This is a genomic window from Streptomyces sp. NPDC005899, from assembly GCF_040629645.1.
Classification (GTDB): domain Bacteria; phylum Actinomycetota; class Actinomycetes; order Streptomycetales; family Streptomycetaceae; genus Streptomyces.
Genome location: NZ_JBEXWB010000166.1, coordinates 1 through 13,374, shown reverse-complemented (window position 1 = coordinate 13,374; position 13,374 = coordinate 1). Strand labels below are relative to the sequence as shown.

General features: G+C 71.8%; 14 protein-coding genes. All 14 read right to left on the bottom strand.

Going from position 1 to position 13,374, the window contains the following annotated elements:
* Positions 1-302 precede the first annotated feature (302 nt).
* Positions 303-854, bottom strand: a complete 552-nt coding sequence (locus tag ABZ371_RS19215) for an adenine phosphoribosyltransferase (RefSeq protein ID WP_358680848.1) — start codon at positions 852-854, stop codon at positions 303-305.
* A complete protein-coding gene (gene secF / locus ABZ371_RS19210) occupies positions 851-1,975 on the bottom strand; it encodes a protein translocase subunit SecF (RefSeq protein WP_358680845.1) in 1,125 nt (374 codons plus the stop codon). The genes ABZ371_RS19215 and secF overlap by 4 nt, the downstream gene beginning before the upstream one ends.
* Before the next feature lies 1 nt (position 1,976).
* Positions 1,977-3,731 (bottom strand): protein translocase subunit SecD, encoded by a 1,755-nt coding sequence (gene secD / locus ABZ371_RS19205; protein WP_358680842.1) that lies wholly within the window; start codon positions 3,729-3,731, stop codon positions 1,977-1,979.
* A 147-nt stretch (positions 3,732-3,878) separates the two neighbouring features.
* Positions 3,879-4,352: a preprotein translocase subunit YajC gene (yajC, locus tag ABZ371_RS19200; RefSeq protein WP_358680840.1), complete on the bottom strand. Its 474-nt coding sequence runs from the start codon at positions 4,350-4,352 to the stop codon at positions 3,879-3,881.
* Positions 4,353-4,518: 166 nt separating this feature from the next.
* Positions 4,519-5,604, bottom strand: a complete 1,086-nt coding sequence (gene ruvB / locus ABZ371_RS19195) for a Holliday junction branch migration DNA helicase RuvB (protein ID WP_358680837.1) — start codon at positions 5,602-5,604, stop codon at positions 4,519-4,521.
* 79 nt (positions 5,605-5,683) lie between these two features.
* The gene (ruvA, locus tag ABZ371_RS19190; RefSeq protein ID WP_358680834.1) at positions 5,684-6,307 is read right to left on the bottom strand and encodes a Holliday junction branch migration protein RuvA; all 624 of its coding nucleotides are present in this window, start codon (positions 6,305-6,307) and stop codon (positions 5,684-5,686) included.
* Positions 6,304-6,837 carry a crossover junction endodeoxyribonuclease RuvC gene (gene ruvC, locus ABZ371_RS19185; RefSeq protein WP_358680831.1) on the bottom strand — a complete coding sequence of 178 codons (534 nt, stop codon included), beginning with the start codon at positions 6,835-6,837 and terminating at the stop codon, positions 6,304-6,306. The genes ruvA and ruvC overlap by 4 nt, the downstream gene beginning before the upstream one ends.
* Before the next feature lie 115 nt (positions 6,838-6,952).
* Entirely contained in the window at positions 6,953-7,705 is a 753-nt protein-coding gene (locus ABZ371_RS19180) for a YebC/PmpR family DNA-binding transcriptional regulator (RefSeq protein WP_329035552.1), read from the bottom strand.
* A gap of 61 nt (positions 7,706-7,766) precedes the next feature.
* Complete coding sequence (gene pdxT, locus ABZ371_RS19175; protein ID WP_358680828.1) at positions 7,767-8,360, bottom strand: pyridoxal 5'-phosphate synthase glutaminase subunit PdxT; 594 nt, start codon at positions 8,358-8,360, stop codon at positions 7,767-7,769.
* A 6-nt stretch (positions 8,361-8,366) separates the two neighbouring features.
* Entirely contained in the window at positions 8,367-9,287 is a 921-nt protein-coding gene (gene pdxS / locus ABZ371_RS19170; protein ID WP_358680825.1) for a pyridoxal 5'-phosphate synthase lyase subunit PdxS, read from the bottom strand.
* A 116-nt stretch (positions 9,288-9,403) separates the two neighbouring features.
* Positions 9,404-9,949, bottom strand: a complete 546-nt coding sequence (locus tag ABZ371_RS19165) for a hypothetical protein (RefSeq protein WP_358680822.1) — start codon at positions 9,947-9,949, stop codon at positions 9,404-9,406.
* Between the two features lie 528 nt (positions 9,950-10,477).
* Complete coding sequence (locus ABZ371_RS19160; protein ID WP_358680819.1) at positions 10,478-11,641, bottom strand: glycosyltransferase family 4 protein; 1,164 nt, start codon at positions 11,639-11,641, stop codon at positions 10,478-10,480.
* Positions 11,638-12,561 (bottom strand): phosphatidylinositol mannoside acyltransferase, encoded by a 924-nt coding sequence (locus tag ABZ371_RS19155; protein ID WP_358680816.1) that lies wholly within the window; start codon positions 12,559-12,561, stop codon positions 11,638-11,640. The genes ABZ371_RS19160 and ABZ371_RS19155 overlap by 4 nt, the downstream gene beginning before the upstream one ends.
* Positions 12,558-13,241, bottom strand: coding sequence for a phosphatidylinositol phosphate synthase (gene pgsA, locus ABZ371_RS19150; RefSeq protein ID WP_358680813.1), 684 nt, complete (start codon positions 13,239-13,241; stop codon positions 12,558-12,560). Before pgsA ends, ABZ371_RS19155 begins: the two co-directional genes overlap by 4 nt.
* Between the last annotated feature and the right edge of the window lie 133 nt (positions 13,242-13,374).

Sequence of the window (13,374 nt, the reverse complement as noted above, 5' to 3'; positions counted from 1 at the left end):
GGCTCGCGGGCCCCGGGGTCGCCCGCCGGGGCGGGCTGCGCCTCCGCGGGCGTGGCGGGGGCCGTCGCGGGCTTGTCGGGCTGCGCGGCGGCGACTGGACGGGCCTCGTCTGGCAAGAGCGCTCCTCGTGCGGATCCGGGCTCCCCGGAAACCCCATGGTATCGACCCCCCGGCCGGACCTCGCCCGGGGACGGCGGAACCCGCACAACGCGGAAGGGCACCCGGGTGTTCCCGGGTGCCCTTCCTGTGCGGTCCTGCGCCACCGCTCGGCGTGCGGGGCCGGAGCGTGATCGGTGTGCCGGTCAGAGCGTGATCAGTGCCTCGACCGGTGCGCCGCGCAGTCCCGTTCCGAGCCGGGCCCTGCCTCCGAGGAAGCCGAGTTCCATGAGGACGGACACGCCCGCGACCTGTGCGCCGGCCCGCCGGATCAGCTCCAGCGAGGCCTCCGCGGTGCCGCCGGTGGCCAGGACGTCGTCGATGACCATGACGCGGTCCTCGGCGGACAGGTCCTCGGCGTGGATCTCGATCTCCGCCGTGCCGTACTCCAGCTCGTAGGCCTGGGCCAGTGTGGCCCCGGGCAGCTTCCCGGCCTTGCGCACGGGCACGAAGCCGAGGCCGGCCCGGACCGCGACCGGCGCCGCCAGGATGAACCCGCGCGCCTCCAGACCCACGACCTTGGTGACCCCGTGCCGCACGCAGAGCTCGGCGAGGGCGTCGGTGAGCGCGGTGAACGCGACCGGGTCCGCGAGGAGCGGGGTGATGTCCTTGAAGAGGACGCCCGGCTTCGGGTAGTCCGGGACGTCACGGATCCGGCTGAGCAGCAGGGCCCGGGTCGACGCGGCCGCGCTCGTCATCGGCGGTTGCCCGGCGTCCGGCCGTGGCCGCCGGGCTGGCGGCGCTGGCCGACGACGGCGCCGGTGGCTCCGGCCGTCTCGGCGGTCCCGTCCTCCGGGCCGAAGTCCTGCGCCCGGTCGTCGCCGTCGTCGGGGGACTCCCCCTTGGCCGCTGCGGCGGCCCGCTTGGCCAGGATGCGCTTCTTCAGCGCCTTCATCTGCGGCTCGCGCTCCTTGAGGTCGGCGACCAGCGGAGTGGCGATGAAGATCGAGGAGTACGCACCGGCCGCGAGACCGACGAACAGCGAGAGCGAGATGTCGTTCAGCATGCCGGCGCCGAGGACACCGCCACCGATGAACAGCAGACCGGCGACCGGCAGCAGTGCGACGACGGTCGTGTTGATGGAGCGCACCAGCGTGCCGTTGATCGAGCGGTTGGCGATCTCGCTGTAGGTCCAGCGGGTCTGCTTGGTGATCCCCTTCGTGCCCTCCTTGAGGCTGTCGAAGACGACGACCGTGTCGTACAGGGAGTAACCGAGGATCGTCAGCAGGCCGATCACGGTGCCCGGGGTGACCTCGAAGCCGACGAGGGCGTAGATGCCGACCGTGATGGTGATGTCGTGGATCAGCGCCACGAGGGCGGCGATGGCCATCCGCCACTCGAAGGCGATGGCCAGGTAGACCACCACCAGGACCATGAAGATGCCGAGACCGGTCCACGCCTTGTTGGCGATCTGCTCACCCCAGCTGGGGCCGACGAGGTCCGCGTTGATCTCCGCCTCGGGGATCCCGAGGTCGTCGGAGAGCTGGGCCTTGATCTGGTCGGCCTTGTCGGTGTCGACCTCGGTGATCTGGATCCGGAGGCCGCCGTTGCCGAGCTCCTGGACGATCGCCTCGTGGCCGGAGGCCGCGACCGCGTCCTCGTGTGCCTGGGAGACCGAGACCTTCGCCTTGCTGTCGGTCGTGAAGACCGCCCCGCCCTTGAACTCGATGCCCATGTTCAGGCCGCTGACCGCCAGGCCGACGATGGCCGTGATGGTGATCAGGATCGAGACGCCGTACCAGATCTTGCGCTTGCCGATGAAGTCGTAGCCGACCTCGCCTCGGTAGAGCCGGGCGCCGAGATTGCCGAGTCGCGACATCTCAGGCCTCCTTCGGGTGGTCGGTGCGGGCGTTGACACGGCGTGTACGGCGCAGCGGAGGCTTCGCGCCCAGCCGCTTCGGGTCCAGACCGGACCAGGAGTTGCCGTCGGCGAAGAACTTCGTGCGGGCCATGAGCGTCATGACCGGCTTGGTGAAGAGGAACACCACGACCACGTCGAGCAGGGTCGTGAGACCGAGCGTGAACGCGAAGCCCTGGACCTTGCCGACCGTGACGAGGAAGAGCACCGCGGCGGCGAGGAACGACACGAAGTCGGAGACGAGGATGGTGCGCCGGGCCCTGGGCCAGGCCCGCTCGACGGCCGGACGGAGCGTACGGCCTTCCCGGATCTCGTCCCGGATGCGTTCGAAGTAGACGATGAACGAGTCCGCCGTGATGCCGATCGCCACGATGGCACCGCACACGGCGGGCAGGTTGAGCGCGAAGCCGATGGCCGGGCCGAGGAGCGCCATGATCGTGTAGGTCAGGATGCCGGAGGCCAGGAGGCTCAGGAGCGCGATGACCGCCAGGCCTCGGTAGTAGGCCACCAGGTAGATCACGACGAGGGCCAGCCCGATGGCACCGGCGATGAGGCCGGCCTTGAGCTGCTCGCCACCGAGCGCGGCGGTGACGGTGGTGACCGTGTCCTCGGTGAAGGAGAGCGGGAGCGCACCGTAGGACAGGACGTTGGCCAGGTCCTCGGCGGACTGCTGGGTGAAGCTGCCGGAGATCTCGGCGCTGCCGCTGAGCGTCTCGTTCACCTGGGGGGCCGAGACGACCTCACCGTCGAGGGAGATCGCGAACTGGTTCTGCGGCGACTGCTGGGCGGACAGCTTCTTGGTGATCGTCTGGAACTTCTTGGAGCCCTTGTCGGTGAACTCCATCGAGACGAGCCAGATGCCGCGCTGCTGGTCGAACTGGGCCTTGGCGTCGTCGACGTCCGTGCCGGAGACCTCGGCCGGGCCGAGGAGGTACTTGGCGTCGCCCTCGGAGCTGCACGCGACCGTGGGGTCCTCGGGCTTGACGGCGTCGCCGGCCTTGGCGCGGGCGGCCGCGTCACGGCAGTCCAGCGCGGTGAACTTCTTCTCCAGCGCGGCGGTGGCCGGATCGGGCGTGCCACTGGCGGCAGGGGGGGTGTCCGCCGGCTTCCCGGAGGCGCTCGCGCCGGGCGTCGGGTCCTTCTTCAGGGCGCCGGTGACGGCGCGGCCCTGGGTGGTGGCGCTGGCCGCGGGCGTGCCCTTGCCGTCGGAGGCGGTCTCCGGGTCGCTCGCCTTCGCACTGGGCGTGGCGCTCGGCTTCCCGGTACCGCTCGGGGACGGGCTCGCCGAACCGGTGGGCGTGGGTTCGCCCCCGGCGACGGTGAGCACGGGGCGGAAGTAGAGCTGGGCGGTCGTTCCGACCTGTTCCCGTGCCTGCTTCGAGTTCGTCCCCTTGGGGATGTTGACGATGATGTTCGACTTGCCCTGGGTCTGGACCTCGGCCTCGGACACGCCCAGACCGTTGACACGGCGTTCGATGATGCTGACCGCGGTGTTCATGTTGGTCTCGTTGATCGCGTCGGGCTTGCCCGGCTGGCTCTTCGCCTTGAGCGTGATCGAGGTGCCGCCCGCCAGGTCGATACCAAGCCGGGGCGTGGTGTGACCGGACAGGAACATCCCGCCGGTGAGCGCGACCATGGCGATGAGGATCAGAGCCAGGGCACGGCCCGGCTTGCCCTGTCCACCGGTTGATCCCCGGCCCTTCTTCGGTGCTGCCACCTTTTCGTTTCTCCCTGTCCAACCGCCCCGCGCCGGGTACGCGCCCGAGCGGCCGCTAAGTGTTGTGGGGACCCGACCCCGCAGAAGGCCCCACGGCCCGAGAGACGCCGGACACCCGCAGGCGTCCGGCGTCCCGGGATCGTGGAGCTACTTCGCGTCGCCCTCGTCGTCGGCCTTGGCGTCCTTCTTCTCGGAGTCCTTCGGCGCGGCGAGGTCGATCTCGGCCTTCTTGGTCAGGTCCGTCCTCGCCTCGTCCGCGTCGTCCTTCCCGTCCGCCGGCTCGGCGGTGAGCGAGGAGGCGTCGTCCGGCACGACCGCTCCGTCGACCTCGTGGTCGTCGTCGCCGTGGACGATGCGGTTGTACTCCGCGTCGTCCAGGACGGCGCCGATGGAGTTCTTGGCGTAGACGGCGTGGACGCCGGGCGCGACCTCGAGGACGACCGTGTCGTCCAGGATCTCCTTGACGGTGGCGTACATGCCCCCGATCGTCCTGACGCCGGTGCCGGGCTGCATGTCGTTGCGCATCTGCGCAGCCGCCTGCTGCTTCTTCTTGGCGGACCGGGTCATCAGGAACATGGCCCCGATGAGCACGATGAAGGGGAGGAGGGTCACGAGACTCACGGGACGGAACTTCCTTCGCACGACCGCGCTGACAGACGGCCTGATCTACGGGGGTGGGTACACCGACCTGTACGGGCGGCATCGGCGGAGTCTAAGCGAGTCCGCATCATTGGAACAACGCCCAGCATGGCACCGTGGTTCCCCCTCGGGGAAAACCTGTGACGCATCACGCCCCGAACAGGCCCTGTTGTCCCTTTGCGCCGTGCTGCGGCGCCACGAGCCCGAGGTGGGCCCACGCCGCGGGGGTGGCGACCCGGCCGCGCGGGGTGCGGGCGAGCAGCCCTTCGCGGACGAGGAAGGGCTCGGCGACCTCCTCGACCGTCTCGCGCTCCTCCCCCACCGCGACCGCGAGGGTGGACAGGCCGACGGGTCCGCCGCCGAACAGTTTCAGCAGGGCACCGAGCACGGCGCGGTCCAGGCGGTCCAGCCCGCGGGCGTCGACCTCGTACACCCGCAGGGCCGCGGCCGCGACCTCCCGGTCGATCCTGCCGTCGGCCTTGACCTGGGCGTAGTCCCGGACGCGGCGCAGCAGCCGGTTGGCGATCCGGGGCGTGCCGCGGGAGCGGCCGGCGATCTCGGCCGCTCCCGCCGCGTCTATGGCGACGTCGAGGAGGCCGGCGGAGCGGTGGATGACGCGCTCGAGCTCCGGGGGCTCGTAGAACTCCATGTGCCCGGTGAAGCCGAAGCGGTCCCGCAGCGGGGGCGGCAGGAGTCCGGCCCGGGTGGTGGCGCCCACGAGGGTGAACGGAGGCAGTTCCAGCGGGATGGCCGTGGCGCCGGGCCCCTTGCCGACGATGACGTCGACCCGGAAGTCCTCCATGGCCATGTAGAGCATCTCCTCGGCGGGCCGCGACATGCGGTGGATCTCGTCGAGGAAGAGGACCTCGCCCTCCTGGAGCGAGGAGAGGATCGCGGCGAGGTCGCCGGCGTGCTGGATGGCGGGGCCGGAGGTGATCCGGATGGGGGCGTTCATCTCGGCGGCGATGATCATGGACAGGGTGGTCTTGCCGAGGCCGGGGGCGCCCGAGAGCAGGACGTGGTCCGCCGTCGCGCCACGGGCCCGGGCGGCCCTGAGGACCAGGTCGAGCTGCTCTCGCACCTTCTCCTGGCCGACGAACTCGTCGAGGTCCTTCGGGCGCAGCGCGGCCTCGACCGCGGTGTCCTCGCCGTCCGCGCCGGCGGCGACCAGCCGGTCCTCCAGCCGCTCGTCCGCGAGGTCGCCGGTGTCGGTTCCGGTCTCGTCCCAGTTCATCTCGTCAGTCCCGCCTCGGGTGGTTCGGTGCCGGGCCGTGCGTGTACCGGCCGGCGTGCGGGGCGCCGGGCCCCTGCGGTCAGCGTGCGCGGTTGAGCGTCTGCAGGGCGGCCCGCAGCAACTGCGGCACGGGGGCCCGGCCTCCCTCGGCGATCGCCGCCTCGGCCTGCGGCGCCACGGCGTTCACGGCCTCGTCGGCCTCCCGGGTGGCGTAGCCGAGGCCGATCAGCGCGGCCTGCAGCTGGTCGCGCCAGGAGGAGCCGAGGGCGGGGGCGCCCTGCTGGCCGATGTGCGCGCCGACGGGCTCGCCCAGCCGGTCCTTGAGCTCCAGCAGGAGCTTCTGCGCGCCCTTCTTCCCGATGCCGGACACCGCGGTGAGCGCCTTCTCGTCGCCGGTTGCGACGGCGATGCGCAGCGCGTCCGGGCTGTGGGTGGCGAGCATGGCCTGGGCGAGCCGGGGGCCGACGCCACTGGCGGTCTGGAGGAGCTCGAAGACCTGCCGCTCGTCGTCGTCGGCGAAGCCGTACAGGGTGAGGGAGTCCTCCCGCACGACGAGGGAGGTGGCCAGCCGGGCCTCCTGGCCGATCCGCAGTCCGGCGAGCGTCGCGGGAGCGCACTGGACGGCCATGCCGATGCCGCCGACCTCGATCACGGCCGTGGTCGGAGCGAGGGCGGCCACCGGGCCGGAGACGAAGGCGATCATGCGGTACGGCCTTTCAGCGTGCGGTGTGCGGCGACGGCCTGCTGCAGTCGGTTCTGCGCGGGTGCGCGCCAGATGTGGCAGATGGCGAGGGCGAGGGCGTCGGCGGCGTCCGCGGGCTTCGGGGGCGCGTCGAGCCTGAGCAGCCGCGTCACCATGGCACCGACCTGGGCCTTGTCGGCACGGCCGGACCCGGTGACGGCCGCCTTGACCTCGCTGGGCGTGTGCAGGGCGACCGGGATGCCGCGGCGCGAGGCGCACAGCATGGCGACCGCGCTGGCCTGGGCGGTGCCCATCACCGTACGGACGTTGTGCTGGCTGAACACGCGCTCCACGGCGACGAACTCGGGGCGGTACTCGTCGAGCCACCGCTCGATGCCCGCCTCGATGGCGACCAGCCGGTGGCCGAGTTCGGCGTCCGGGGGCGTGCGCACCACGCCGACGCCGGCCATCGTCAGTGGGCGGCCGGCGACCCCCTCGACGACTCCGACACCGCACCGGGTCAGCCCCGGGTCCACGCCCAGCACCCGCATGTCGGGGCCCCCTCCGCCGCTCGGTCATCTGTTCCCGCAGGCTATCGGCTGCCACCGACAATGCGACGGGCCGACGGGGGTGTGTCCCGTCGGCCCGTCGCGGACAGCGCCGTCCTCAGGCGTCGACCTTCTCCATGACCTCGTCGGAGACGTCGAAGTTGGCGAAGACGTTCTGCACGTCGTCGCTGTCCTCGAGCGCGTCGATCAGCTTGAAGATCTTGCGGGCGCCCTCTTCGTCGAGCTCGACCTGCATGGTCGGGACGAAGTTGGCCTCGGCCGAGTCGTAGTCGATGCCGGCGTCCTGCAGCGCGGTGCGGACCGCGACCATGTCGGTGGCCTCGCTGAGCACCTCGAAGGTGTCACCGAGGTCGTTGACCTCCTCGGCGCCGGCGTCGAGCACCGCTCCCAGGACGTCGTCCTCACCCAGCTCGCCCTTGGGCACGATCACGACGCCCTTGCGGTTGAACAGGTACGAGACCGAGCCCGGGTCCGCCATCGAACCACCGTTGCGCGTCATGGCGACCCGCACGTCGGAGGCGGCGCGGTTGCGGTTGTCGGTGAGGCACTCGATGAGCACCGCGACACCGTTCGGGCCGTAACCCTCGTACATGATCGTCTCGTAGTCGGCGCCGCCGGCTTCGAGGCCGGCACCGCGCTTGACCGCCGAGTCGATGTTCTTGTTCGGGACCGAACTCTTCTTGGCCTTCTGGATGGCGTCGAAGAGGGTCGGGTTGCCGGACACGTCGGCGCCGCCCGTGCGGGCCGCGACCTCGATGTTCTTGATCATCTTCGCGAAGAGCTTGCCGCGCTTGGCGTCGATCACGGCCTTCTTGTGCTTCGTCGTAGCCCATTTAGAGTGGCCGGACATCTGCCTTCTCCTTCGCGTCACCAAAACCGATCCGAACCCGAGAGATCCTACCGGGATCGCATCAGCCCACGGCGCGCACCATGTCGGTGAAGAGCGCGTGCACCCGGTGGTCCCCGGTCAGCTCCGGGTGGAACGACGTGGCGAGGGCGTTGCCCTGGCGCACGGCCACGATGTGCCCGCCGTGCACGGCCACGACCTCCGCGCGGGCGCCGACCGACTCGACCCAGGGGGCCCGGATGAAGACGCCCTCGACGGGTCCGCCGGGCACGCCGGCGACGTCGACGGCCGCCTCGAAGGACTCGTTCTGCCGCCCGAAGGCGTTACGGCGCACGATCATGTCGATGCCGCCGACCGTCTCCTGGCCGGAGCGCGGGTCGAGGATCTTGTCGGCGAGCATGATCATGCCGGCGCAGGTGCCGTAGACCGGCATCCCCGAGGCCACCCGCTCGCGCAGGGGCTCCAGCATGCCGAACAGGACGGCCAGCTTGGACATCGCGGTGGACTCACCGCCGGGTATGACGAGCCCGTCGACCTCGGCGAGTTCCTCGGGCCGCCTGACCGGCCTGGCCAGGGCGTCCGCCGAGGCCAGGGCGATCAGGTGCTCCCGTACGTCGCCCTGGAGTGCCAGGACTCCGATGACAGGGGTGTCGGTCATCGGTGCTTACCAGCCGCGGTTGGCGTAGCGCTCGGTCTCGGGCAGGGTGTCGCAGTTGATGCCGACCATGGCCTCGCCCAGGTTGCGGGAGGCGTCCGCGATGATCTTCGGGTCGTCGTAGAAGGTGGTGGCCTTCACGATGGCGGCGGCGCGCTTGGCCGGGTCGCCCGACTTGAAGATGCCGGACCCCACGAAGACGCCCTCGGCGCCGAGCTGGCGCATCAGGGCCGCGTCGGCCGGAGTGGCCACGCCACCGGCCGAGAAGAGGACGACGGGCAGCTTGCCGAGCTCGGCGACCTCCTTGACCAGCTCGTACGGGGCCCGGAGGTCCTTCGCCGCGGCGTAGAGCTCGTTGTTGTCGTAGCCGCGCAGCCGGGCGATCTCGTTCTTGATCTGACGCAGGTGGCGGACGGCCTCGACGACGTTGCCGGTTCCGGCCTCGCCCTTCGAGCGGATCATCGCGGCACCCTCGGCGATGCGGCGCAGCGCCTCGCCCAGGTTGGTGGCGCCGCAGACGAACGGCGTGGTGAAGGCGAACTTGTCGCTGTGGTTGACCTCGTCGGCCGGGGTGAGCACCTCGGACTCGTCGATGTAGTCGACACCGAGGGACTGAAGCACCTGGGCCTCGACGAAGTGGCCGATGCGGGACTTGGCCATGACGGGGATGGAGACGGCCTCGATGATCTCCTCGATCATGTTGGGGTCCGACATCCGGGCCACGCCACCGTCCTTGCGGATGTCGGCCGGCACCCGCTCCAGCGCCATGACGGCCACGGCGCCCGCGTCCTCGGCGATCTTCGCCTGCTCGGCGTTGACGACGTCCATGATCACGCCGCCCTTGAGCTGCTCGGCCATGCCGCGCTTGACGCGGGCGGTGCCGGTGGCCGGGGCCTCGGTGGACTGCGGGGTACGGGGGAGCGTGGACACGGATCGACCTCACTGGGGTGAAAAAGAACGGAATACAGCAGCCCCGAGCAAACGCCCGGCGACCGGTCCACTGCAAGGGCCAATGGACATCCTGTGGACCGCTCGGCCCCGCCCGCTCAGCTACCGGGCCGGTCCGCGAGCGCGACCGGCGGCTCGTCGTCCATCTCGAAGGCGAGCGGGAACGGCGCGTGCCCGGCGAGCCGGAACAGCCGCACCGTCCGGTGCCTGCGCAGCGCCCGCGCGGCCCGCACGGCGTCGTTGTGGAAGCGCCGTGCCATCGGCACCCGGCGTACGGCCGCGGCCAGTTCCCGCGCCGCCTCCTCCCCGCCGGGGACCTCCTTGACCGCCTCGACCTGGGCCGCCTCACCGAACACGGCCCGCAGGGCGGTGCTCAGCTCGCTCTCGGCCACCTCACGCTGCTCCTCCTCGGCCTGCCGGGCGGCGTGCGCGGCCTCGTACAGCACGATGGACGCGGCCGGGTCCAGGAGACCGGACGTGGCCAGTTCCTGGGTCACCGAGGCGCGGCGCAGCAGCTGTGCGTCCAGGGCCGCGCGGGCCGCGTCCATACGGGAGTGGAGCCGGTCCAGCCGCCCGGCGGTCCAGCTGAGGTACAGGCCGATCACGAAGAGCGCGACGGCGATCCAGATGAAGGTTTCGATCACGCGCCGAGGCTACCGGCGGCGCGGGAAGCCCAGGCCACGCACCCCGGGGCCGGTCGCCCCCGCCCGCCGACCCCCCGCCGGACACCTGCCGTTGCCGTCACCGTGCCTCGCGGGCCGGGCGCCGGGATGGCGGACGGCCAGGCAACACCAGCCGGTCCCCGGTCGGCGCCACCCCAGGGCGGGCGCGGAGACCCCCGCCCCCGCGAAAACCACCACGAGGCCAACGCGAAGAACCCCCGCAGGCGCCCGACGGCCGGTTCGGGGGCGTGCAGGAGGGTCCCCGCAGGGCGGCGAACACAGTCCGGGCCACCCCCACGTGAAACCGGAAACGTTCGCCGCCCGAGGAGACACTCCGGAGGGCCCCCGGACCCCACCCACCGACCCAGGCCACCGGCCCCGGACGAACCACACGCCCACCCGCGCCCACCAAGCCCGTCCGGCGCTTGAGGACAGAACCCGCACCCGTTCCAGGCCGACCGCCCCCGGAACCCGCCCCCGGCCGAGCAGCCGCCCCCGGAACCCGCGCCCTCAGTCCCGGGCAGCGAGCCCGAAGCGCGCGCGCAGCCCCGTACGTTCGTCCGTGTCCACCGCCGCCGCCCCGTCCGCGACCGTCTCGTACACCGCGAGGATGTCCGCCCCCACCGTGGACCAGTCGAAGCGCCGTACGTGCGCGCTGCCGCGCCGCCGCAGCCCCGCCCGCCGCTCCGGATCGCCGAGCAGCCTGATCGCCGCCGAGGCGAGGGCGTCCGCGTCCTCGTTGGCGAAGAGGTCGCCGGCGGCTCCCTGGTCGAGGACCTGCGCGAAGGCGTCCAGGTCGCTGGCGAGGACGGGCGCGCCCGCCGACAGCGCCTCGACCAGGATGATGCCGAAACTCTCACCGCCGGTGTTCGGCGCGACGTAGACGTCCACGCTGCGCAGCAGCCGCGCCTTGTCCTCGTCGCTGACCATGCCGAGGAACTCGACGCGCGAGCGCGTCTCCTCGGGGAGCGAAGCCACCGCCTCCTCCTCGTCACCCCGGCCCGCGACGAGGAGCCGGGTCCCCGGCCGGGCGGCGAGGATCGCGGGCAGCGCCTTCATCAGGACGGGCAGCCCCTTGCGCGGTTCGTCGATGCGCCCTATGAACCCGAGCGTGCCACCCTGCCATTCGGCCTTGGGCTCGGCCCCGGCGAAGAAGCCGACGTCCACGCCGTTGGGGATGACCACGGCGTCCCCGCCGAGGTGCTCGACCAGGGTGCGGCGGGCGTACTCGCTGACCGCGATGCGCGCACTGATCTTCTCCAGGGCGGGCTGGAGGATCGGGTAGGCGGCGATCATGGCCCGGGAGCGCGGGTTGGACGTGTGGAACGTGGCCACGATCGGCCCCTGCGCCGCCCAGCAGGCGAGCAGCCCCAGGGAGGGCGAGGTCGGCTCGTGGATGTGGATGACGTCGAACCTGCCGTCGTGCAGCCAGCGGCGCACCCGCGCGGCGGAGAGGAAGCCGAAGTTCAGCCGGGCGACGGAGCCGTTGTACGGGACGGGCACGGCCCGGCCGGCGGAGACGACGTACGGGGGCAGGGGCGTCTCGTCGTCGGCGGGCGCCAGCACCGAGACGTGGTGTCCCAGCCGGATCAGGTGTTCCGCCAGGTCGCGGATGTGGAACTGCACGCCTCCCGGGACGTCCCAGGAGTACGGGCAGACGATGCCGATCTTCACGGGGTCCCTTCCCGGGGTTCCAGGTCGGAGAGCCAGAGTCGCTGCAGCATGTGCCAGTCCTCCGGATGCTCGGCGATCCCGGTGGCGAAGGCGTCGGCCAGCGCCTGTGTCATGGCGGACGCCTTCTCGGCGCGGTCACCTGTCCCCGGTGGCGTGACGGGTGGGTGGACCCGGGCCCGCATCACCGGGGTGCCGTCGTACCAGAGGGTCGCGGGCAGCAGGAGCGCCCCGGTCTGCAGGGCCAGCAGCGCGGGTCCCGTGGGCATCCGCGCGGTGTCGCCGAAGAAGGAGACCTCGACGCCGGAGGCGGAGAGGTCCCGGTCGGCCACGAGGCACACCAGGCCGCCGGAGCGCAGCCGCCTCGCCAGGGTCCCGAAGGCGGCTCCCCCGCTGTGCGGCAGGACCTCCATGCCCAGGCCCTCCCGGTAGGCCACGAACCGGTCGTACAGGCTCTCCGGCTTGAGCCGTTCGGCGACCGTGGTGAACGGCACCCCGAGCTCCGTGGTGACCCAGGCGCCCGCCAGGTCCCAGTTGCCCAGGTGCGGCAGCGCGAGGACGACGCCCCGGCCCGCGTCCAGGCCCTCCGTGAGCCGGTGGAGGTCCTGGACGTCCACCGAGGTCCTGATCCGCTGCGGACTCCAGGCGGGCAGCCGGAAGGACTCCGACCAGTAGCGCATGTACGAGCGCATGCCGGCCCTGGAGAGGGCGGCGAGGCGGGCGGGGTCCGCGTCGGGCACCACCCGGGCGAGGTTGGACTCCAGGCGCAGCACCGAGGTGCCCCGGCGCTTCCACACCTGGTCGGCCAGGGTGCGGAAGAGGCGCGTGGCCACCGGTTCGGGAAGTCTCTTCACGGCGCCCCAGCCGAGCCCGTAGAGCCCGTCGGTCAGCCGCTCCCTGATATCGGATCCCGTGCCGCTCACTGGGCGGTCCCGCTCCCCTGTCCCGCCGTCCCGCCGGTGGCGGCTGCCGTGGCGTCGGCCTCGGCCGACTCCCTGCGCACCGTCACCACCCGCTGGATCAGCGTCACCAGGCTGCCCGCGGCGACGATCCACAGCGCGATCGGCAGCAGCACCTGGATGCCGGGCACACCGAAGCCGTGCAGTCCGGCGAGACCGGCCGCGACCAGCGAGATCACGAGCCGCTCGGCACGCTCCACCAGCCCGTTCACCGCGACGGGCAGACCGATCGACTCACCGCGGGCCTTCGTGTACGAGACCACCTGGCCGCTGGCCAGGCAGAAGATCGCGACCGCGCACAGCGTGTTGTCGTCACCGTCGCCCGCGTACCAGAGGGCGAACCCGGCGAAGATCGCCCCGTCCGCCACCCGGTCGAGCGTCGAGTCGAGGAACGCGCCCCACCGGCTGGAGATCCCCGCCTGCCGGGCCATGTTGCCGTCGACCAGGTCCGAGAAGACGAAGACGGTGATGACGATCGTGCCCCAGAAGAACTCCCCCATCGGGAAGAAGACCAGCGCACCGGCCATCACTCCGGCCGTGCCGACGAGCGTGACCGCGTCGGGGCTGACCCCGAGACGGAGCAGCAGAGCGGCGAACGGTGTGAGGACACGCGTAAAAAATGCACGCGCGTACTTGTTCAGCATGGCCTTCCCGGGGTTCGGTGGGGCCGCGCGGCCCTGTCGGCCACCGGCTGGCCCATCGTAGTCACGCGCCGGACCCCTCCATGGCGGGGCACCCCGTCCCGGGCGGTCCGCGGCGCCCGGCCGCCGTCCCGGC

Excerpts from the sequence above, each read along its gene's own strand:
- ABZ371_RS19215 (WP_358680848.1), bottom strand. The coding sequence starts at position 854 with ATGACGAGCGCGGCCGCGTCGACCCGGGCCCTGCTGCTCAGCCGGATC.
- secF (WP_358680845.1), bottom strand. The coding sequence starts at position 1,975 with ATGTCGCGACTCGGCAATCTCGGCGCCCGGCTCTACCGAGGCGAGGTC.
- ruvB (WP_358680837.1), bottom strand. The coding sequence starts at position 5,604 with ATGAACTGGGACGAGACCGGAACCGACACCGGCGACCTCGCGGACGAG.
- ruvA (WP_358680834.1), bottom strand. The coding sequence starts at position 6,307 with ATGATCGCCTTCGTCTCCGGCCCGGTGGCCGCCCTCGCTCCGACCACG.
- ruvC (WP_358680831.1), bottom strand. The coding sequence starts at position 6,837 with ATGCGGGTGCTGGGCGTGGACCCGGGGCTGACCCGGTGCGGTGTCGGA.
- ABZ371_RS19180 (WP_329035552.1), bottom strand. The coding sequence starts at position 7,705 with ATGTCCGGCCACTCTAAATGGGCTACGACGAAGCACAAGAAGGCCGTG.
- pdxT (WP_358680828.1), bottom strand. The coding sequence starts at position 8,360 with ATGACCGACACCCCTGTCATCGGAGTCCTGGCACTCCAGGGCGACGTA.
- pgsA (WP_358680813.1), bottom strand. The coding sequence starts at position 13,241 with ATGCTGAACAAGTACGCGCGTGCATTTTTTACGCGTGTCCTCACACCG.